Here is a 20899-nt window from a genome sequence, read left to right on the forward strand (position 1 = left end):
TGGCAACAAATCCTCAGTAGTCGAATCTATTGAGGGGGCGCGATAATAGAGAGAGATCAACTGGGCTGCAAGATAGATTTCGCCGTGTTGATGATAGCGTCTGCGTCCGCGTCGCTCGTCTTCAGTGGGACGTAAACGCTTTTGTCGTCAACGATTCGGAAATTGCGACCATGTAGCTTTGCTAGCTGTTCGACGCGGCCTCGATCCGAGTACTGAAAGACAAGGTAGTCGTCCTCCAAGAAGATCGCGTTGATCTGCCAAAATGCGGCGTCGAGCTTGATCTCCGTCAGGCGCAGCATCCGCTCGACTGGATCAGGGAACGGCCCAAAGCGGTCGAGCATTTCTTCCTTCAGGTTTGCAATGTCGGTGTCGCTAGCAACCCGGGTCATGCGGCGATAGAGATCGATTTTCTGCCGCATGTCGCTGATGTAGGTGTCCGGCAAAAAGGCGGAGCCCGGCAGATCGACGTCGACGTCGATTGAAATCTGCGGCGGCATTCGCTTCATCCGTCGCACCGCCTTTTCTAAGAGCTGACAGTAGAGTTCGTACCCAACCATCGCGATGTGGCCGCTTTGCTGGGTGCCGAGGATATTGCCGGCGCCACGGATTTCCAAGTCCCGCATCGAGATCGCGAATCCAGCACCCATGTGGCTGAACTCCTCAATCGCGTGCAGCCGCTTTGCCGCGACCGGGCTCAGATGCCGACCCGGTTGCAGCAGCAAGTAGCAATAGGCCCGATGCTTGTACCGCCCGACGCGACCCCGTAATTGATGCAAGTCAGCCAGGCCGTACCGATCCGCCTCGTCGACGAAGATCGTGTTGGCGTTGGGAATGTCGAGCCCGCTTTCGACGATCGTCGTCGCTAGCAGCAGGTCGAATTTCCCTTCAACGAAATCGACCATCACCTGCTCAAGCGCCCCTTCCGGCATCTGACCGTGGCCGATGCCGATCTTCGCTTCGGGGACGATTCGCTTCAGTTTGGCGGCGACCAGTTGGATGTCTTGCACTCGATTGTGGACGAAATAAACCTGCCCGCCCCGCGACAACTCGCGCAGCACTGCATGGCGAATCAGTTCGTCTCCCCAGCGAGAAACCTTCGTTTCGACCGCGACACGATCCTGCGGCGCCGTTTCCAGGTTCGAGATATCCCGCACGCCAACCAGCGACATATGCAACGTGCGAGGAATTGGCGTCGCCGTCATCGTCAGCACGTCGACGGTGGTCCGCAGTTGTTTGAGCTTCTCCTTGATTTCGACGCCGAATCGCTGCTCTTCGTCGATGATCACCAGCCCCAGGTTTTGGAAACGGACGTCTTTGGACGCCAAGCGATGCGTACCGACCACAATGTCGACCGAGCCTTCCTTCAGCCCGCGAACGACGTCACGCTGCTCGGCTGCCGAGGCGAAGCGGCTGAGCCGGGCAATCGTAAACGGAAACTCCGCCATTCGCTGCCGCAGGCTCTTGTAATGCTGCTCGGCCAGGATCGTGGTAGGCACCAGAATGGCCACCTGATAGCCATTGTCGACCGCCTTAAACGCGCCCCGCATGGCGACTTCGGTCTTGCCGAAACCGACGTCGCCGCACAGCAGCCGGTCCATCGGTCGCGGCTGTTCCATATCGAACTTGATATTGCCGATCGCCGCCAATTGATCTTCGGTCTCTTCGTAAGGGAACGAGAGGTCGAACTCCCGCTGCCAGAGCGTATCGGCCGAGAAAGCGATGCCTGGGCGGCTACGGCGCATCGCCTGCACTTCCAGCAGTTCGCCGGCCAGGTCGTGCACCGCCTGTTCGACCGCCTTCTTCTGTTTCTGCCAAGTAACGCCGCCGATTTTGGCCAACGGTGGGCGGGTCTTCGACCCACCGACATACTTCTGAACCAGGTCGACTTTGGAGGCCGGAACGTAAACTTTGGTCCCGCCGTGAAACTCGATCTCGAGATGCTCTTCGACCTGCCGCTGCTTCTCGATCATCTTCAGGCCGCGGTAACGGCCGATGCCATGCGCAAGGTGAACGACCAGGTCGCCGCTCCGCAAATCGAGGAAGCTGTCGATCACCTTTCCCAGTTTGCGCGTCGCCGGGCGTTGGCGACGCACGCGATGGAACAACTGATCGCCGCTGACCAGCACGACGCTCTCTTCGCGATAGCGAAAGCCTTGCGGCATCCGGCCCAGCGAAAAGTGGAGTCGCCCGCTTTGCTGCAGTTCGCCTCCCTGGAAGATCTCCTGCAGGCGTTCAATCTCCGCTTCGGTCTGGCAGATGATGTAGACGTCTTGCCCGGTGCTCAGCGCTTCGAGCTCGCCGCGCACGCGTTCGATCTCGCCGCTGAACTGTTCGACGGACTCAAAGTGAAGCGTCAAACTCGCGTCGAGATGCCCGCTTGCGACGCTCGACAGGCTTAGCGTGCCCAGCGGCTGCAGCTTTTGCATCGTCTCCGGTAAGCCGAACTTGTCTTCGACCCGTTCCAGGCGATCGAGATATTGCTCGGCCGATTCCTTGATCCGTTCCAGCTCGATCAATACGCAGACCGAGGCGCTTGGCAGGTAATCGGAAAAGTGTCCGGTCTGCCCTTTCCCGTACCGCAGCACGGTGATTTCGGCCGAGTCGAGCGGATGCAGACTTCGCTGCGTCTCGATCTCAAACTGGCGAATCGATTCGACCTCGTCGCCGAATAGTTCGATGCGGGCCGGTTGTTCCCAATCCGGGGCGAAAACGTCGAGAATTCCGCCGCGCAGCGAGAATTCGCCGGGCAACTCGACGGCGCTGGTCGAATGGAATTTATGCCGCACCAGCCATTGGGCAAGCTCTTCCAGGTCCAGCTGATCGCCGGCGACGACGCGGCGACTATTGGCTGAAACGTTTGCGGCGCTCGGAACCGGCTGCAGCAGGCTCTCGATACTGGTGACGATGAACTTGGGCGGCGGACCATGCGTCAGCTGCTTTAAAACGCGAAGTCGACGTCCGTAAATCTCGTCGTGCAGCAGACGCTCGCTGCGATCCGATTCCCACGCGGGAAATTGCACGACCGAAGCTTCGGTAAATGTTCGCAAGGCATCGTAGACGTCATCGATATTGGCCAGCGTCGGACAGACGACCAACATCGGGCCGGCAGCGTCGATTTGGGCGGCCGCGGCAACTAGCGCGCACGCTGAACCCCAGACTCCCTCGATCGTCCCCTTCCGCCCGGCGGCGACTTGAGTGACGAGTTCGCGGAACTCCGTTCTTTCAGCGAGTCCTTGCGGCAGGCTACGCAGTTGTGCGGCCGCCGATTCTAGGGTGGTCCCAGTTGCCATGCGATTGAGCGAAATTTTACGTTTCCCAGGCCCCGCTCGCCAAGTCCGAACCAAATTTCGCCTCCTGCCCCCCAATGGCGTTGCAATCTGGCGAGTTTTCGGTTCGTTTCGGATGGCGTGAAAGGGGTTTTGCGATGCGCAGATGGCAATTGCTGGTCGGCTTGGCGTGGGCACTTGGCATGACGACACTACTCAAGGCGGATGTCGCCGATTGGGGCGAATTGGTCGACCCGAAGGGAGATTGTCCGGTTGAACAGAACCAGGGGAAGCTCGACTTTCACGTTCCGCCAGGGATTCACAATCTGAACCCGATTATTGGCGACACCTCGGCGCCTCGCGTAATGCGTGACGTCAAAGGGGATTTCGTCGTCGAACTTCAGATCCTCGATTCACGCCGAGAAAACAGGGACGATTAAGTCGAGTTACGTCGCTGCCGGCCTGCTCGTCTCGCAAGACGAGCAGAACTTCCTTCGCTGGACTCGATCGGCCGTCGGAGAAGCGAAAGCGACCTTCGCTTCGGCCGAGCTGTACGAGCAGGGAAAGCTGGCGGGTGGTTTCAACCTGGCCTGGAACGGTCAGCCAATGTGGCTGCGGCTAGAACGCCGTGCGGATCGGGTATTTCTGTGGATTGGCGACGACGGAACCCAATGGCGTCGCCATACATCGCTGCGAATGCCGTTTCTGCAGGACCTCAAAGTCGGCGTTTTCGCGCTCAACTCGACCAAGACCGAGTTCTCGGCGACGGTCAGCGACTTCTATTTGCTGGGCGCTGCGGCCATATAGAACCAATTCCCTCGGCTGCCCGTATTACAAAGCGCGCGACTTGGTGCGGGCGGCTGGAAAAGGTTCGATTTCGACCCCCAAATTCCGCGCTCGCGCCATGCGAGGTAGCGACGGCGTGGCTTCGAAAGGGGCCGATCTTCCAAAAATTTTCACAAAACGCGATTCGCGGAAAACCCCGAGAAAACAGGGGTGTATCGCGTATCTTACCTGCTCTGGCGGTGGATCTTTTCGATCCACTTTCTGATTTCGGCGCTGCCCCCGTTTGACACTGGGTCAGGGATCCCGTAAATTCCTTTCTTCTCGTTGAGGGCAATACCTTAACAGGGAGACGCTGCTCCAAACTGGAGAGGCGACAAAAGCGATCTTTGACAATTTGGCAAATGAAGTAGATGGCATTCATCACGTTTGCGAACGTGGTTTGCGGTCAGCTTGACGGGCTTTGCGAGAGCAGGGTCGTTTGGTTGGTTTGCGGCTGCTAGGCAAACGTGAGAATTATAGAGAATGCAAAAGTAACCGGGTCCCCAGTTCTACAAGCTGGGGATCACTTAAGGTGAAATTCTCGAGCGAAAAATATCGTTAAAACGGATCGGATATCTAATTGGCGTCGCCGCCGCGAGGCGTCGGCGTACCAGTAGGTCCGGTAGCTAAAGCGAATATTTACGGCGGAAAGCTTTGAATATTTGTGGTCAAGCTATTAAGGGCGTATGGGGGATGTCTTGGTATCAGAAGGCGATGAAGGGCGTGGAAGACTGCGATAAGCCTGGGGGAGTTGTCAAACGAACGTTGATCCCGGGATTCCTGAATGACTTGCACTGAATACATAGGTGTAAGTGGCTAACCCAGAGAACTGAAACATCTCAGTACCTGGAGGAAGAGAAAGAAAACTCGATTTCGTCAGTAGCGGCGAGCGAAAGCGAAATAGCCCAAACCGTGGGGATTTTCCCCACGGGGTTGTAGGGTCTCTCACATGGGAGTTACAAAGCGAACAACTAGTTGAACGACATGGAAAGGTCGGCCACAGACGGTGACAGCCCGGTAAACGAAAGGTGATTCGCCTCCCGAGAGATACCTGAGTAGGTTCAGGCACGTGAAACCTGGACTGAATCCACGGGGACCATCCCGTAAGGCTAAATACTCTCTGATAACCGATAGTGAACTCAGTATGGCGACTGAAAGATGAGAAGAACCCCTGCTAGGGGAGGTATGTGAACCTGAAACCATACGCTTACAAGCGGTCGGAGCCCGATTATTGGGTGACGGCGTGCCTTTTGCATAATGATCCGGCGAGTTACGGTCTGCGGCAGGTTAAAGTCTTCCGGACTGAAGCCAGAGGGAAACCGAGTCTGAATAGGGCGTTAGTCGTAGGCTGTAGACGCGAAACCAAGTGATCTACCCATGAGCAGGTTGAAGCGCGGGTTATACCGCGTGGAGGACCGAACCCACTTGGGTTGAAAACCGAGGGGATGACTTGTGGGGAGGAGTGAAAGTCTAATCAAACTTGGAGATATCTCGTTCTCTCCGAAATAGCTTTAGGGCTAGCCTTGAGCCACTACGTACCGGGGGTAGAGAGACTGAATCGATTTGGGGCCCCTTCCCGGGGTACCCTGTCGGACCAAACTCCGAATACCGGTGCGACTATCTCAGGAGTCAGTCCACGGGGGATAAGCTTCGTGGTCGAGAGGGAAACAACCCAGACCGTCTGCTAAGGTCCCGAAGAAACGCTCAGTCACTAAGGAGGTTGAATTACTGTGACAACCAGGATGTTGGCTTAGAAGCAGCCACCATTTAAAAAGTGCGTAACAGCTTACTGGTCGAGTAATTCTGCGCCGATAATGATCGGGAGTAAGCGTTTCACCGAAGCAGCGGACGAAAGTGGTAGGAGAGCGCCGATAGTCAGATACGAGCCGTACCGAAAGGAGCGGTGTTGGGGCTATCGGGTGATTATGCCGGAATGAGTAACGATTAAACAGGTGAGAATCCTGTTCGCCGAATACCTAAGGTTTCCTGGGGAAGGCAATTCCGCCCAGGGTTAGCCGGTGCCTTAGTCGAGGCCGAAAGGCGTAGACGATGGATAGCAGGTTAATATTCCTGCGCTAGAACGTTGGACCGATGGAGGGACGGCGTCCGAACTGTGATCGGGCTGGTGGATCAGCCCGTGATTTGCAGCAAGTTGGGGAGATTGGAAAATCCGCTCCCGGAATACAAGCTGTCGATCTGACTCTTTTTGAGGTAATCATTAGCAGGACGTCCAAGAAAAGCTTCTAAGGGTTGAAGGCGTTTTAACCGTACTAAAACTGACACAGGTAGGTAGGTCGAGTAGACCAAGGCGCTCGGGAGAACAGTGGTTAAGGAACTCTGCAAAATGACCCCGTAAGTTCGCGATAAGGGGTGCCTCTGACGGTTCACGCTGTTGGAGGCCACAGAAAATCGGCTCTGGCGACTGTTTATCAAAAACACAGGACCCTGCTAACTCGCAAGAGGATGTATAGGGTCTGACGCCTGCCCGGTGCCGGTAGGTTAAGGAAGAGGGTGAAAGCTCGCGACCGAAGCCCCGGTAAACGGCGGCCGTAACTATGACGGTCCTAAGGTAGCGAAGTTCCTTGTCGGGTAAGTTCCGACCTGCATGAAAGGCGTAACGACTGGAGCACTGTCTCAACCACTGACCCGGTGAAATTGTAGTTGTGGTGAAGATGCCACATACCCGCAGTTAGACGGAAAGACCCCGTGAACCTTTACTGTAGGCTGATATTGGTCTGAGATATGTTCTGTGTAGGATAGGTGGGAGGCTTTGATCTCGGCGCGCCAGCGTCGAAGGAGCCGTCCTTGAAATACCACCCTGAATATGTTTTAGCTCTAACCCTGAATATCCGTGAATCCGGACAGGGAACAGTGTCAGTTGGGCAGTTTGACTGGGGCGGTCTCCTCCCAAAGAGTAACGGAGGAGTGCAATGGTACCCTCAGCCTGGTTGGCCATCAGGCAAAGAGCGCAATGGTAGAAGGGTGCTTGACTGCGAGACTTATCGGTCGAGCAGGTACGAAAGTAGGTCATAGTGATCCGGTAGTCCCGTATGGAAGGGCTATCGCTCATCAGATAAAAGGTACTCCGGGGATAACAGGCTTATCGCATCCGAGCGTCCATAGCGGCGATGCGGTTTGGCACCTCGATGTCGGCTCATCACATCCTGGGGGTGTAGAAGCTCCCAAGGGTTCGGCTGTTCGCCGATTAAAGTGGTACGTGAGCTGGGTTCAGACCGTCGTGAGACAGGTCGGTCCCTATCTGCTGTGGGCGTACGAATTTTGAGGAGGTTCTTCTTTAGTACGAGAGGATTTGGAAGGACGACCCTCTGGTGTCCCAGTTGTCATGCCAGTGGCACGGCTGGATAGCTATGGTCGGAAAGGATAAACGCTGAAAGCATCTAAGCGTGAAGCCCGCTCCAAGATGAGAATTCGTAAGCACTTTAGTGCGAGAGTCCCCTGGAAGACGACCAGGTTGATAGGCTGGATGTGTAAGCACAGTAATGTGTTCAGCTAACCAGTACTAACGGACGAAAGCTTGACCACTTATATTCAACGCTTTTCACTCGAGAATTTGCGTTCTCTATAAAAATCAATTCGTCGCTTGCTTAAGCTCGACCTTCGGGTGAGCTCGATTGAAGAAGCTTCAATGCTTCAGGCAGGCGACTTGTGGCCACTACGCTGCGGACCGATCACTCGGTCCGCCGTTTGCCATGAGTCATCAGGCTCGCATCAGCCCACACGTTGGTGCAAGCCTTTTCCGGTGACCATATCGAAAAGGTCATACCTGTTCCCATTCCGAACACAGCCGTCAAGCTTTTCGAGCCGATGATAGTGCCAAAAGCGCGAAAGTAGGTATCGCCGGATTTATTTACACTTCCAAAGCCCCAACCAAATCGGTTGGGGCTTTTTTTGTGCGCTGGGGGGCAAGTTTCCCTTCGCGATGGAAAGTGTTGCCCGCTATACTCTTCGGAGTAGTTGTACCTCTCCCGCGACCTCCGAGATTCTCATGAGCAATGACGATCGCTTCACCGTGAATGACCCCTATGCGCAACCGCCGAGAAAGAAGTCGAGCGGCGCTGGCTGGATCTTTGGGATTGGTGGGTGCATTGTCGCTGCGGTGTTTGCTCCGTTCTTGCTTGTCTGCGGCTGTTGCGGCGGTCTTATGCAGTGGGCCATGAATCAACGCGCCGAAATGATTGCCACGGCGGTGGAGGGAGACGAGACCCTTCGGCAGGAGATCGGCGACGTTTCCTCGTGCTCGATCAATTGGTCCGGGTCGATGTCGGCCGGAGATGACGTGTTCGTCTTTGATGTCAGCGGCGACAAGGGGAGCGGTTCGCTCTACGTCCACGAGGCGGGTGACGACGTCGAGAAGATTGTGTTGCACAAAGGGGACGAAGAGTGGGAGCTGACGTTTGATCCGGAAATGTTGAAGGACGACTGGACGACCGATCCCGAAGTGACCGAACTGATCGACAACAACCCGTCGATTCGGCAGGAGATCGGCGAGATCGAGAAATGTGAGATGAATTTGGGCGACTCCATCTCCGAGGATGACCCGAATCTGTACATCTACGACATTGTCGGCGACAAAGGACGCGGCCAATTGGAAGTCATGTTTGACGATGACGACGAAATCGTCGGGGTCACGCTGAAAAAGGAAGGGAAAGACTTCGAGCTCAACCTGGGTGACGAGCCATCGCTTCCCCCGATGAAGTAGTGCCCGGCAGCGTGGCGTTGTCCGTGGGCAGTAATTTTGAATCGCGGTTAGCGCAAACCGACGAGGCGTCGCGTCGGCGGCATGGCGTCTACTACACGCCGCCAGAAGTTGCGGCGGCGATGGTTCGGGCCGTCGATCACTCATTGCGATCCGAGTTTGGTCTTGGCAGTGGTTTGGCCGACGAGTCGCTGCCCGGATCGATTCTCGATCCTGCCTGCGGCGATGGCGTGTTTCTCGAAGCTGCGCTACGGCAAATCTATCGAAATATCTGTGAGGTCGGGGGGAAATCGGCGTGGCCCACCTTGGTGCGCGAGCGGATCTTGCCCCGGTTGCACGGTTGCGAGCTCTTTGCGGAAGCAGTCGCCGAGGCCCGATGGCGGTTGCTCTCCGTCTTGAGCGAAACCGGCGTCGCCGATGTTGACCCGTCCCAGCTGCAGATTCGCGTCGGCGATGCCCTCGCTGAGGAAACGTGGCACCGCGACGAGCGGTTCTCCGCCATCATCGGCAATCCTCCCTATCTGGCGGCGACCGTCCAGCGGGGCGATTGGCTCAAATCGCTGATGACCGGCGGCGGGCAGCCTGGTCGAAACTACTACGCCGTCGATGGCCAGCCCCTGGGGGAAAAGAAGCTGTGGCTGCATGACGACTACGTCCAGTTCTTTCGGCTGGCCCAGTGGCATCTTGATCGAAGCGGCTTCGGCGTCCTCGGTTTTCTGACCAATCACGGATATCTCGACAATCCCACCTTCCGCGGCATGCGATGGGAACTGCTCCGCGGCTTTGACCAGATTCAGATTGTCGATCTGCATGGCAACGTCAAAAAGCGGGAAAAAAGCGCAGCGGCGCTCGATGACGAGAACGTCTTCGCCATCGAGCAGGGCGTCGCAATCGGGTTGTTCTCCAAGTTCGGGGAAGGGGAGACGCTGGCGAGCGTTCACCGCGGCGATCTCTGGGGTTCTCGAACGGCAAAGCTCGCGTGGTTGTCCGAGCAACCGATCGCCGAACTCGCCCGCCACAAAATCCAAGTCTCGCCTCCGCACTACTTCTTTCTGGCTCGGGACGAAGCTCGGGCCAGCGAGTATGAGCGTGGGCTCCCGATTCTCGAGCTATTCGACAAGTTCGCCTCCGCGGTTGTGACCGCGCGGGACAAGATCGTCATTGACCATGATCGTGATGAACTGCTTGCGCGGATTGGTGAGTTTCGCGATGATCAGCTGTCGGATGACGTACTGCGCCGCCGGTACTTTGCCAGCAGTCGCGGCCGGAAGTATCCCCCGGGCGATACTCGCTCTTGGAAGCTCGCCGCAGCGCGGGCAGCGCTGCGGGCCGATACTGACTGGCAATCTCGGCCGATGCGTTGTCTCTACCGCCCATTCGACTATCGATGGATTTACTGGACGCCGGAGATGATCGACTGGCCGCGGGGTGAGATCATGCGTTCTCTCGCCTCGGGCGACACGATCGGCCTGATCGTGCGGCGGCAAATGCCTGCCGGGCAAGAGTGCAACTACTTCGGCGTTACCAATGCGATCACGCTCGACGGCGTCTTGCGTAGCGACAATCGTGGCAATGAGTCGATCTTGCCGCTGGCGATCTCCGATCAAAGCAATCTGCGGGCTGAACTGTTAGGTATCCACCGAAAGCGATGGAAGCGTGACGTCATCGACACGCGAACCTGGGCGGCGCTGATCTACGCGTTGTTTCATGCAACTGACTATCGCGAGCGGTATGCCGATCAATTGCGAATCGAATTCCCGCGGCTCTTCTGGCCTAGCCAATGGTCGCTCGCGGAAAAGTTGATCGCATGCGGCGAGCGGCTTTTCCATCTGCACCTGCCCAACGACGACCCGGCCAGCGATGGCGACGGGGCGGTTGTCGTTGACCGGGGTTACCCCAAGTATCGCGATGGGCAGATTCTGGTCGGCAAAAACCGAAGAATCGCGGAGGCGTCGCCGTTGTTATGGAAATATCGCTTTGGCGTGCACCAGGTGCTGGAGAAGTGGCTGAAGGATCGTCGGGGCTACGAACTGTCGGCGGCGGAGGTCGCAACCTACCGGCGAATCATCGCCGCCACCAAGGCGACGATCGAGACGCGTCAGCAGATTGATGCGGCGATTGCCCAGTCAGGCGGATGGGCCGCCGCGATGGTCGATCGCGACGGCCGCCCACTCGATTAATCGATCGCCTTAGTCTTCGTCGCGCAGTTTGGCGAGCGAAGCGAGATCTTCCAATGTCGACGTATCGCCAGCCACCTCTTTGCCCGAGGCGATATCCCGCAGCAAACGTCGCATGATTTTGCCGCTACGGGTCTTCGGCAACACCGCGGTAAAGCGAATGTCGTCCGGCGCCGCCAGGGCGCCGATCTCTTTGCGGACGTGCAGCTTCAGGTCGGCTTTCAGTTCGTCGCTCGGCTCGGCGTCGCGAAGCGTGACGAAGGCGGCGATCGCCTGACCTTTGATGTCGTGCGGGCGACCAACCACGGCCGACTCGGCGACGTTGGGATGCGAAACCAGAGCGCTTTCAACTTCGATCGTCGACAGGCGATGGCCCGAGACGTTGATCACGTCGTCGATCCGGCCCATGATCCAGTAGTAGCCGTCGTCATCAATGCGGGCATTGTCGCCAGCTAGGTAGCAGTGCGGAACGCTGCTCCAGTACTGTTGTTTGTAGCGAGCTTCGTCACCCCAGATGCCGCGGAGCATGCCGGGCCACGGATGGGTGATCGTCAGCTTGCCCCCTTGGTTCTTCTCGCAGAGTTCGTTGTTCTCGTCGAAAATGCCGGGGATAATGCCGGGAAGCGGCTTGGTGCAGCTGCCCGGTTTGGTCGGAATGGCGCCCGGCAGCGGAGACATCATGATGCCCCCAGTTTCGGTTTGCCACCAGGTATCGACGATCGGGCAGCGACCCGCGCCAATCTTCTCGTGGTACCACATCCAAGCTTCTGGGTTGATCCCTTCGCCGACGGTTCCCAGCAGTCGCAGGCTAGAAATGTCGTGCTTGTCGACCCACTCATCGCCCCATTTGATGAAGGCGCGAATCGCCGTCGGAGCGGTATACAGAATCGTGACTTTGTACTTCTCGATCAGTTCCCAGAAGCGACCTTCGTCGGGGAAGTTCGGGGCGCCTTCGTACATTACGCAAGTCGCGCCAGCGGCCATCGGGCCATAGACGACATAGCTGTGACCGGTGATCCAGCCGCAGTCGGCGGTGCACCAATAGATGTCGTCTTCGCGATGATCAAAGACCCATTCAAACGTCTTCTTGGCGTACAGGTTGTAGCCTGCGGTGGTGTGCTTGATCCCCTTCGGCTTGCCGGTCGATCCGCTGGTGTAGAGGATAAACAGCGGGGTCTCGCTGTCGAACGGTTCAGCCAGGCAATCGTCATTGACGCTTTCGATCAGGTCGTGCCACCAGATGTCGCGGCCGTCCTGCATGTTGATATCGTTGCCGATGCGCTTCAGCACCACGCACTTTTCCACGGTCGGCGATTTGGCCAGCGCTTCATCGACGGTCGCCTTTAGCGACAGTTCTTTCCCGCGACGCCAAGCGCCATCGGAGGTCAGCATCAAGCGAGCGCTGGCGTCATGGTTGCGATCGGCGATCGCTTCGGCCGAGAACCCGGCGAAGATCACCGAGTGAATCGCGCCAATCCGGGCACACGCCAGCATCGCGATCGCCAGTTCCGGCGTCATCGGCATGTAGATCGAGACGACGTCTCCTTGCTGAATGCCCAGGCTCTTCAGCCCGTTGGCGAAGCGGCAGACTTCGCTGTGCAACTCGGCGTAGGTAAGCGTCCGCGTGTCGCCGGGCTCCCCTTCCCAGATGATCGCGGGCTTGTCGCGGCGCTCCGTCGTCAGATGACGATCCAAGCAGTTGTACGACGCGTTCGTTTTTCCGTCGACAAACCACTTGGCGAACGGCTCGTTCCACTCCAAGGTCTTGCGATACGGCTCAAACCAATGAAGGTCGGTCTTAGCAATTTCGTCCCAGAATGCGGGGGGATCGGCCTTCGCCTCGTCCCACATCTGCTGATATTGCTCCATCGAGCTAATGGCGGCTTTGGCCTGGAATTCCGGGGTCGGAGGAAATACACGGGCCTCTTGCATCACATTGTCGATGCGACCTGACGTTTCATTTGCCATTAGCAGTCTTTCCGCGAGATGAAAAGCATCTCTAAATTTAAAACTAAGGGGAAGGAGCCAATTTTAGATGCGCAGTCTAGGGCCGTCAACGAACCTTACTTGCCTGTTAAAAAACGCCCTCGTGGCATTTTTCGACCTCGCCAAGTTCAGAGCAAAGCTCTTCACGGCTCGCAACATATCGCCTTGCGGCGCTATGTTGAGATCGCATCCCTGCGATCTAGCTGCCGGTTGAAAAAACAACCGGCAGCTAGGGGAGTTGAGTTTTTGACTCACGCGAAGGGTGGTCTTCCAGCGACTGAAGCGTTACGTGGCGCAAGTAGAGGGGCGCCGGGCCTCCGTCGATGGTGATCGAACCTTGTTCGTTCAGCTTGATGTTGTCGGCGATCGCGATGCGACAGCCGTTGAGCCAGACGTCGATCTGATGCTGGCGAACGCGAATCGTCATGTGGTTCCACTCGCCCAGCGGTTGATCGGTGCAGCGAAGCGGTTCGACCATGCGGCGACAACCGCAGTAGATCGCGCCCGATGATCGACGCTCGTCGGCGCCATCGCTATGGGCGTCGCCAATGACCACGCTCCAGTCGCCCGGCAAACCAATCGTCGCCGTCGAACAGGGATCGCACTTCCATTGGAAGGACAAGATGCAAGGGCCGAACTGGCGCTCGGTTTCGATCGGCTTGCCGCGCCCGTCGTACTGCAAGATGCCGAAGGCGGCTTGCCAGTGAACGTTCATATCTTGCGCGGCCAGATCCGACAGCAGCTCGCGCTCCGCCGGAGTAAGCCGCTCGGCGTCGCAACAGATTGCCGGACGCCATCCCTGCAGGTCGCGCTGGTTGAAGAGTTGCGTTTCCGATTGGTCTGGCCCGCTATCGAACGGAGAGGCCCAGCAGACGCTCGTCGACAACAAGACGAGCGCCATAATCCCCATCGGGAAACGCGCAGCGAATTTGCCCATTTGCTTGCGCATCGAAGTCTTACTCAACGATCGAAACCTGCGGCGGTTGATTGAAACTGGCGGACGACTCGGCGATCGCTTCCGGCGAGATCTCCCCTTCGGTCACGTAGACGCGGTAGTTGACCTCCAGCGGCTTGTCCTGGGGAACGTCGGTCGCAAAGTAGGATCCAAAGCGTCCATAATCGCGTTCGCTGAAGCGAGCTGGTTTGGGGTTGCTCGGGCGATCGAGATAGCAGGTCGAGTAGGTCTTGCCGAACGCCTCGAAGACAAGCACGTTCCACGGCAGGTCGACATGCTCTTGTTGGCCGGGCCAATTGCGGAACGCACCTGGCTTTCCTTTGCCGTCGGGACGAATGTAGAACGTCTTTTTGGCGGTATTGTCAGGCACATGCTGCGTTGCCCGGAACTGGAAACCGGCGTGCTGCGGATCGCCGTCCAGCTTCAGGTCTTCGACTTGGCTGTCGAGTCGCGAGGCGAACTCGATCAGGCGTCCCTTCGGGGTGTGATAGACCGTCAGCTCACGCAGTTCGGTGGCGAACGCTTCGCCGTTGCGACCACGCCACTCGATTTTCAGCAGCTGACGACCCAGGACCGGACCGGCCTGGCTGCTGACGACCTCGATATGCGCTTGCGACTCACCGTTGTTGCAGTGCCAGACGTCGGCGTTTTGCTTCTTGCCATCATCGGTGTAGCTGATCCGATTGAAGCCGTAAAACAGCCCGCGATGATGTTGGAAGAGACCGCCGGGGCCTTTGGTCAGCAGATTCTCGCCATCCAGGTCAAAGACGTGGTGATAAACCTTGAACGTCTCGTTGCGGCGTTCCTTCGACGATTCGTCGAGCGCTTCGTACATGTAACGCAGGACCGGTTTGTCGCCGTAGAGCAAGTCGAGCGATTTGCCTGGCTCATCTTTCCATTCAAACTGCTCGCCGCCGGAGCTGTCGCCAAAATCGACGGCGCCTTTGAACTCGGCGCCAGAGGCCAACTCGGGCAGGACGAAGGTCAATTCGCGATCCTTCTCGGCGTCCGCTATTGAAAGCAGACTCGGGGCGGTCAGCTGGCCGACCACTTCGGTTCCGTTTGACAAAGCGATGGTGGCGACCTTGGCGTCTCCGGCGATCGACTTGGCAACGGCGACGGTGACCGGGACGTTGATCTCGTCCTTGTCGGACGCGGTGATTTGTAGGTTCAGCGGCGCGGCGACAGCTGCTGTGCAGACCAGCAGCGAAAACGCGATGGCAATTGGCCAACGGAGCATCAGGAAACCTCTTGGGGGGAAAGGTTTGGCGGGATATTCCCCTTCAGATTAAGGCGCCGCCAGTCGGTAAACAACCTGGGAGCGAGGCTCAATCAAGGGCCGGGAACCCCAGTTGTGGGGGCGGAATTGTTGGAATTGTTAAAGTGGGGTGTGGGGAATGACTATTGTTGGGTCGTGGGACCGGACCGTAGCGCGGATTTTTTTCGTAGGGTGCGTCGGGACGCACCGAGATCCTGCCGGTTGGCGAAGTGCCATTCTCGCGTGGCAACGCAACGAAGTGCGGCGTTGCGTTGCCACGCGAGGGCGAAACGAGCGGTTGGGCAGGTTCGTGGTGCGTCCCGACGCACCCTACGAGTGGATTGCCGACTGGACCGGACTGTTTCGTTTTTTGAGCGGCTCGATTAGGAACTGGACCATCTCGTTCTTGTTTTTTCTCGAGCGTTCATCGAGGGAGACCGCATTCCCTCGGCTTGCGTCTTGGGTTAGTTTTGGACTGGACCGGACCGTTTCTTTTTTTCCGCGACGTAGTGGACTGGACCGCACACCTTTTTTTCTGCGGCGGTGATCGGTCGCCGATAATTGCGTCATAACGTCTTGTTTTAAAACGACTTGCGTTGTTGTGTTCGACTTGCGGTCACGATCGCAGAAATCGCCGCCAATTTGCCTCGCGCGTACATTCCAGCAGGTAACGTCTTCGGGGCGACGCACGCGGCGATCAATTTCTCACCGTAAATGGCGAGTTGATCGGTTGGGCTTCTGCTTGATCCCTTCCCAGCGAGGATCGAAGGCGCCCGGCGGCAAGTTCTCAGCCCGTCTCCACGGACCGGCGAAACGCAAGCGAGTGCAGTTCGCGCGCAGGAGTAAACCTACGGCATGCCTGGACAGATTTATACCATAGTCGCGAGCAAAAAGTCAACCCAAAAGAAGGGGGTGACGCCTGCTGTGGCGATCGGCCTGCGGGGCTATTGCGCCGACTGTCTGGGGGCCGAGCCGAAGATCGAGCCGAGCCCAAGCCGAGCGATCAGGTAGAGGGCCTTCACCGCTTCGCGCCAGTTGATCTTCGAGTAGCCCCGTTCTCGTTCTACATAGACGTAAGGAACCTCGCGAAAGGTTGCCCCTGCCAGGCGGAGCCGCCACAGGATCTCTTCAAAAAAGGAATACCCTTTCGAGATGATCTGATCGAAGTCGAGCCGGGCGAGCGTCGCCACGCGGTAACAACGAAATGACCCACTGCAGTCGCGAACTGGGAGTCGTAGCAGTACTCGAGTATAGAGGTTGATGCCGCGGCTCATCAGCCGACGATGCAGCGGCCAGCCGTAGACCCCGCCGCTGGGAACGTAACGCGAGCCGACCGCGACGTCGACATCACTCGTTTTGGCGACCGCGAGTAGATCAACGATTTTTTGCGGCGTGTGGCTGAAGTCGGCGTCGAGGTTGACCATGAGGTCATATTCTTGCTCGACCGCGTAACGCATCGCCGCGATCACTGCGGTTCCAAGTCCCGCCCCACGTGACCGATGCAGACAAGACAGACGCGACTCGGTTGCGGCAAACTCTTGGCACCACCGACCAGTTCCGTCGGGGGAATCGTCGTCGACGACCAGGATGTCGGCGTCGGGAACGGCTTCCAAGATCTCTGCCACCAACAGCGGCAGATTGTCGATCTCGTTGAAGGTGGCGACCGCAATCAGCACGGTAGGAGCAGGGGAGCGGTCGTTCGACATGCGAGGTAGGAGACGCCACAAGGGATAGTTGGCCCGCTGGTCACGGGAGGCAAGCTCGTATAATAGCTGGAATTGGCCCCCCTGTTTACCAACCTTTACGATTGCATGTCCGCGACAAGCGACAAATTTTCTACCGAAAATCCTTACAATCGCGACTTCTGGCTCGGTTACGGCGCCAATTTGGCGTTGATCATCGGGATGAGCAGCTTGTTTCGGTACGCCGATTTCATCGACTATCTCGGCGGCGGCCCGTATCAATTGGGGCTGGTGACTGGCTGTGGGATGATCGGCGGATTGCTGGGTCGCTTTCTGCAAGGGCGGCTGATCGATCGACTTGGGCCGCGGACGGTGTGGCTCTGCTCGCTGTTTGCGCTCACGTTGTTTGTGCTATTGCACCTGACGGTGGCGCGTCTCGATTCGGCTTGGATTTTCCTGCTACGGATCGGGATGATGATTAGCGTGGCCGGGGCGTTTAGCGCGTCGCTAACGTCGGTCTCACTGAAAGCGCCGCCTGGCAGAACGGCCGAGATGATTGGCGTGCTTGGTTCGTCCGGCTTCATCGGCACGGCGATCGGACCGGCGACCGGCGACTGGATCTTCCAGGGGAGCGAGGTCACCTTTGGGCAGATCCAGGGGATGTTCTATGTCGCGGGGGCGATGTTCGCCGCCTCGATGCTGCTCGCCTACCTGGCGACCCGCGGCGATCTACGAGCCCCGCAACACGAGCATCCGCCGCTATCGACGCTAGTCCGCAAGTTTCATCCGGGCTGGTTGCTGCTGATGGGAATGGTGGTTGGCGGGGGCGTGTTGATGCCACAGGTTTTTTTGCGGAGCTTCGCCGTCTCGCTGGAGATCAACCAGATCCGCTATTTCTTTCTCGCCTATGCGGTAACCGCGTTTACCGTGCGAATTGCGACGCGGCAATTTACCGATCGCTATGGCGTGAAGAATACGGTGATCGTGGGGATGAGCTGTTTGGTGTTGTCGATGCTCGCCTATTTGCCGGTCACGACGTATTGGATGTTGCCGCTTCCGGCGGTCTTTGGCGGCGCGGCGCACGCGTTTCTGTTTCCGGCGGTCGTGGCTGGCGGAGCGACGGTCTTTCCGCGGCGGTATCGCGGAACGGGGACCAACTTGATGTTGGCGTCGCTCGACTTTGGCTCGCTGGTTGGCTATCCGCTGGAAGGGGCGATCGTGACCGGGGCCGACGAGCAGGGCCTGCCGGGCTATCCGACGATGTTTCTGACGCTGGCGGCCACCTTTACGCTGACGACGATTCTGTACGCGGCGCTGGGACGCAAAGAGATTGGGGAAGAGTTTGCCGTCGAACTCGAAGAGGAAACGGCGCCAACGATCGAGCCGGCGCCCATAGCCGATCCGGAAGCGGATCAGACCGAACGAGAAGCGACCAACTGCCGGTAGTAATCGATCGACATTTGCAGGCCGGTCTCGAAGTCGATCTCGACTTCATAGTTGAGCAGCGTGCGGGCCAGGGTATTATCGGCCATGCTGTCGCGGACGTCGCCGATTCGGGGCGGATCATGCTTGGGCTGGACGTCGGTGCCGAGTTCGCGATTCAACAGTTCGATCAGACGCAACAGCGACGTGCTGCGGCCGTTAGCGACGTTGATAATGCGACCGGCGACGCCATCGGCGCTGGCGGCCGAGAGATTGGCCAGGGCGACATTCTTGACGAAGGTAAAGTCGCGCGATTGCTCGCCATCGCCGTAAATGACGGGGCGCTGGTCGCGAAGCAGCAGCGTGATGAAGATCGGGATGACGGCCGAGTAGGGGCTGTCAGGATCTTGCCGCGGACCGAAGACGTTGAAGTAGCGGAGGCCGACCGTCTCGATGCCGTAGGTGTGGTAGAAGGCCTGCAGATAGTACTCGGCCGAGAGCTTGGCGGCGGCGTAGGGGGAGAGCGGATTGGGGAGATCGGTCTCGCGTTTGGCGAGCGTGGGGGCGTCGCCATAGGCGCTGCTGGACGCGGCGTAGATCACGCGGCGGACGTTCGCCTGGCGGGCTTCGTTGAGCAGGTTGACGGTGGCGGTCACGCAGTGGGCGTGGGTGTCGAGCGGACGTTCGACGCTGAGCGGTACCGAAGCGAGGGCCGCCTGGTGGAAGATCACGTCGACGCCATGGACCGCTTTGGCGACGACGGCGCTGTCGGTCAGGCACCCTTCGACAAAGTCGATCTTATCGGCGACCGGATCGAGATTGCTGCGTTTGCCGGTGCTGAGGTTGTCGATGACGCGGACCTCGTCGCCGCGAGCGACCAACGCGTCGACGATGTGCGATCCGATAAAACCAGCGCCGCCGGTAACGAGATACTTGGCCATGTCTTGCTGCTAGGTTGGATGTGGGACAGCCAGGCGAAGGGTTACTTCAACTTGGCGTTCATCGCGACCGCCGCTTCGATGCGACCGCCGATCGAGGCGATCCGTTTCGAGGCCGCCTTCACGTCATCTTTTGTGGCGCGTCCCAAACAAGCCGTCAAGTAGATCGACTGGCACAAGACGGCGTACAGTTCCGTCGAAACGGCGCCAGGGTGTTCCCCCACCAGGATGACGAGCGGCCAGATCTCGCTGAACTCTTGCCAGACCGCCTGGGCCGATTCGAGGTCGCTGCGCGACACCGTATAGAGGCTACGTCCTGCGGGCAGAAAGTCAATTTCGCCGCATTGCAGGCCGACGACCCGTTCGGACAATTTCGTCTCGCGGCGGATCACCTCGTAAAACCCGAGCGAATCGCGCAGTCCGAGCCGGTGCGAAAGCTGCTTGCCATGCACGTCGCCGTCGATCACCAAGACGCGGCGATTTTTGCTGGCGACGGCCAGCGCCGTGTGGAAACCGGCCTGGTGCGCGTCATCGCCCCCATCGGCCGACAGAAACAACGTCGACGTCGGTTTGCTGGTCGGCTGCGCAAGTCGCTCGTAACGTTCGCTGATTCGCGCATCTTGGAGATCGGCCTTGGTCTGCTCTTCGTAGGAGCAGAGATGGGGACGGGGAACCGCCGATGTGAACGACGGACGCAGCAGCATCGGGATCTTCGCGTCGCGGACAGGCGGCGGGGTCGCTTCGCTGTGAGGTTCTTCGCTTGGTTCCGCGGGGCGGGCGATCTCGGCAGCGTTGGCCGGAGATGCGCTCGCTTGAGCAGCGGCTGCGCGGGCCGATGCGGCGGCGACTTCGGCCGCTTCCGCTTTGGCGTCGGCGGCGCGGCGAGCCTGTTCGAGCTGCGCTTTTTCTGCGGCTCGCAGGCGAACGACCTCGGCCAGATCGTTTTCGTGGCTCTCCAGCGAACGGCGGGCTTCGGTCAGATCTTGCTGTTGGGTTTCGACCGTCTGGCGAGCCTCGGCGAGGGCCTCGTTCAGCTCGGCTTCTTTGCGAGCGAACTCTTCGGCCTGTTTGCTTAGCTCGTCGCTCAGGCTGGCCCGCAACGTTTGCTCATCGACGGTCGGCGCGGCTTGGATCGCCTGTTGCACCTCTTGCAGTTCGGCCTCTTTGGCCGAGAGTTGTTCGGAGAGGCGGGTGGCGTCGATGGTCAGTTGCTGTCGCGCCAGGTCGAACTCTTGCAGTTTCGCTTCGAGCGCCTGCTGCTTTTTCCGAAAGCGAGCTTCGTCTTCCTGGCGACGTTGGACAGACTCGGCCTGGTGACGCTCAAGCTCGGCCTGCAGTTCGGTCTGCAATTCTTCGTGGGCGGTGGCGTCATCCTGGTGTGACGCGAGTTGTGACTCGAGCTGAGCGAGTTGCTCTTGCAGGCGGGTTTTCTCGGCGCCAAGTTCCGCTTCGAGCCGCTTACGCTGCTCGGCCAGTTGCTGATCGCGCTCGTCGATTTGCCGCTGATACTCATCGCGGAGACGCTGCTCGGTCTCGGCGACGGCCTGATCTACCGCCGCCGCCACTTCGCGAACCGCGTCGACCTGGCCGACGGTGTTGTTGATCGTCGGCGTCGACGCAGGGGCGGCGCCCTGCTCTTGCAGACGTTTCAACGCGTCGAGCATTTTCGACAT

Annotated in this window: 12 protein-coding genes and 2 rRNA genes; 7 read left to right on the plus strand and 7 right to left on the minus strand. The window is 58.6% G+C overall.

Features of this window, described 5'->3' with window-relative positions:
* Positions 1 to 56 precede the first annotated feature (56 nt).
* Positions 57 to 3290 (minus strand): transcription-repair coupling factor, encoded by a 3234-nt coding sequence (mfd, locus tag Enr8_RS15850; protein WP_146433233.1) that lies wholly within the window; start codon positions 3288 to 3290, stop codon positions 57 to 59.
* Positions 3291 to 3469: 179 nt separating this feature from the next.
* On the opposite strand from mfd, the gene Enr8_RS15855 reads away from it, so the two are divergent.
* From Enr8_RS15855 to Enr8_RS15880, 6 genes are all read left to right on the plus strand, one after another.
* Positions 3470 to 3706 (plus strand): hypothetical protein, encoded by a 237-nt coding sequence (locus Enr8_RS15855; protein WP_146433236.1) that lies wholly within the window; start codon positions 3470 to 3472, stop codon positions 3704 to 3706.
* Positions 3636 to 4073 carry a DUF1349 domain-containing protein gene (locus tag Enr8_RS15860; RefSeq protein ID WP_146433238.1) on the plus strand — a complete coding sequence of 146 codons (438 nt, stop codon included), beginning with the start codon at positions 3636 to 3638 and terminating at the stop codon, positions 4071 to 4073. Before Enr8_RS15855 ends, Enr8_RS15860 begins: the two co-directional genes overlap by 71 nt.
* Positions 4074 to 4757: 684 nt before the next feature.
* Positions 4758 to 7634 (plus strand): 23S ribosomal RNA (locus Enr8_RS15865).
* A 213-nt stretch (positions 7635 to 7847) separates the two neighbouring features.
* Positions 7848 to 7955 (plus strand): 5S ribosomal RNA (gene rrf / locus Enr8_RS15870).
* A gap of 142 nt (positions 7956 to 8097) precedes the next feature.
* Complete coding sequence (locus tag Enr8_RS15875) at positions 8098 to 8811, plus strand: hypothetical protein (RefSeq protein ID WP_146433240.1); 714 nt, start codon at positions 8098 to 8100, stop codon at positions 8809 to 8811.
* Between the two features lie 23 nt (positions 8812 to 8834).
* On the plus strand, positions 8835 to 10988 hold the full coding sequence (locus tag Enr8_RS15880) for a type ISP restriction/modification enzyme (protein ID WP_186767687.1): 2154 nt from the start codon (positions 8835 to 8837) through the stop codon (positions 10986 to 10988).
* A 9-nt stretch (positions 10989 to 10997) separates the two neighbouring features.
* On the opposite strand, the gene acs is transcribed toward Enr8_RS15880, so the two are convergent.
* The 4 genes from acs to Enr8_RS15900 form a co-directional block, all read right to left on the minus strand.
* Positions 10998 to 12953 carry an acetate--CoA ligase gene (acs, locus tag Enr8_RS15885; protein WP_146433244.1) on the minus strand — a complete coding sequence of 652 codons (1956 nt, stop codon included), beginning with the start codon at positions 12951 to 12953 and terminating at the stop codon, positions 10998 to 11000.
* Between the two features lie 247 nt (positions 12954 to 13200).
* Complete coding sequence (locus Enr8_RS15890; protein ID WP_146433246.1) at positions 13201 to 13920, minus strand: 3-keto-disaccharide hydrolase; 720 nt, start codon at positions 13918 to 13920, stop codon at positions 13201 to 13203.
* Positions 13921 to 13927: 7 nt separating this feature from the next.
* On the minus strand, positions 13928 to 15166 hold the full coding sequence (locus tag Enr8_RS15895; RefSeq protein WP_146433248.1) for a DUF6807 family protein: 1239 nt from the start codon (positions 15164 to 15166) through the stop codon (positions 13928 to 13930).
* 962 nt (positions 15167 to 16128) lie between these two features.
* A complete protein-coding gene (locus Enr8_RS15900) occupies positions 16129 to 16890 on the minus strand; it encodes a polyprenol monophosphomannose synthase (protein ID WP_246120100.1) in 762 nt (253 codons plus the stop codon).
* Between the two features lie 105 nt (positions 16891 to 16995).
* Here Enr8_RS15900 and Enr8_RS15905 point away from each other — a divergent pair, with 105 nt between their 5' ends.
* A complete protein-coding gene (locus tag Enr8_RS15905; RefSeq protein WP_146433250.1) occupies positions 16996 to 18312 on the plus strand; it encodes an MFS transporter in 1317 nt (438 codons plus the stop codon).
* Here the strand turns inward: Enr8_RS15905 and Enr8_RS15910 are convergent.
* Positions 18279 to 19229 (minus strand): SDR family oxidoreductase, encoded by a 951-nt coding sequence (locus Enr8_RS15910; protein WP_146433252.1) that lies wholly within the window; start codon positions 19227 to 19229, stop codon positions 18279 to 18281. The genes Enr8_RS15905 and Enr8_RS15910 overlap by 34 nt on opposite strands.
* Before the next feature lie 41 nt (positions 19230 to 19270).
* Positions 19271 to 20899, minus strand: a complete 1629-nt coding sequence (locus tag Enr8_RS15915) for an SMC family protein (RefSeq protein WP_146433254.1) — start codon at positions 20897 to 20899, stop codon at positions 19271 to 19273.

The organism is Blastopirellula retiformator (assembly GCF_007859755.1).
Taxonomy (GTDB): Bacteria; Planctomycetota; Planctomycetia; order Pirellulales; family Pirellulaceae; genus Blastopirellula; species Blastopirellula retiformator.